Source organism: Pseudomonas vlassakiae (assembly GCF_014269035.2).
Taxonomy (GTDB): domain Bacteria; phylum Pseudomonadota; class Gammaproteobacteria; order Pseudomonadales; family Pseudomonadaceae; genus Aquipseudomonas; species Aquipseudomonas vlassakiae.
The window spans coordinates 1-1,446 of sequence record NZ_JABWRP020000048.1 but is presented as its reverse complement, the minus strand read 5'-3'; the positions used below and the strand labels follow the sequence as shown (position 1 = coordinate 1,446).

Below are 1,446 nucleotides of genomic sequence, written 5' to 3'. Positions count from 1 at the left end.
TTGGCCAACGGACAGAGCATCACCATTCCGGTTGGTCAGAGTTCAGGGACGGCCACGGGGGCCGTCACCAACGACGTCTACCAAGGCCACGCGGCAGTTACCAACAGCATCACCAATGTCAGCGGCGGCAATTACGAGAATCTGGTCGCCAATCAGACACCAGTCAGCACCGCTATTACCGATGTGCAAGACACCACAACGGTATCGCTGACGGCAACGCCGTCCGTGGCGGAAGGCGGGACCATTATCTATACGGCGACAGTGGGCGCCCCTGTTACTGGCAGCCCGGTCGTCGTCAGTTTGGCCAACGGGCAGACCATCACCATTCCGGTTGGCCAAAGCTCCGGAACCGCCACCGGTGCCGTGAGCAATGACGTCTACCAAGGCCACGCGGCGGTCACCAACAGCATCACCAACGTCAGCGGTGGCAATTACGAGAATCTGGTTGCCGACCCGGCACCGGTTTCTACCACCGTCATCGACGTACAAGACACCTCTACCGTTTCGCTAACGGCAACGCCGAGCGTGGCCGAAGGCGGCACCATCACTTACACCGCCACAGTAGGCGCTCCGGTCACCGGCAGCCCGGTCGTAGTCAGCTTGGCTAACGGCCAGACCATCACCATTCCGGTTGGCCAAAACTCAGGTACTGCCACGGCTGCCGTGACCAATGATGTCTACCAAGGCCACGCGGCAGTCACCAACAGCATCACCAGCGTCAGCGGCGGCAACTACGAAAATCTGGTCGCCAATCAGGCATCGGTCAGTACCACCGTTACCGATGTCCAGGACACCACGACGGTGTCGCTTTCCGCGACCCCAAGCGTGGCCGAAGGCGGCACTATCATTTACACCGCCACAGTAGGGGCTCCGGTCACCGGCAGCCCGGTCGTAGTCAGCTTGGCCAACGGGCAGACCATCACCATTCCGGTTGGCCAGAGCTCCGGTACCGCCACCGGTGCCGTGAGCAACGACGTCTATCAAGGCCACGCAGCGGTCACCAATAGCATCACCAGCGTCAGTGGCGGCAATTACGAGAACCTGGTCGCCAATCAGACACTAGTCAGTACCACCGTTACCGATGTACAAGACACCACTACTGTCACCCTGACCGCCACGCCTTCCGTGGCCGAGGGTGGCACCATTGTTTACACCGCCACAGTAGGGGCTCCGGTCACCGGAAGCCCAGTCATAGTCAGCCTGGCTAACGGCCAGACCATCACCATTCCGGTTGGCCAAAGCTCCGGCACCACCACCGGCGCCGTCACCAACGACGTCTATCAAGGCCATGCGGCAGTCACAAACAGCATTACCAATGTCAGCGGCGGCAATTACGAAAATCTGGTCGCCAATCAGGCCCCAGTCAGCACCAGCATCACGGATGTCCTGGACACCACGACGGTGTCGCTTTCGGCGACACCAAGCGTGGCCGAAGGTGGGCAGATC

General features: G+C 60.7%; 1 protein-coding gene. It reads left to right on the top strand.

Features of this window, described 5'->3' with window-relative positions; genetic code table 11:
• Positions 1–1,446, top strand: a 1,446-nt coding sequence (locus HU738_RS25710; RefSeq protein ID WP_367616187.1) for an immunoglobulin-like domain-containing protein, incomplete at both ends; no start/stop codon positions are given.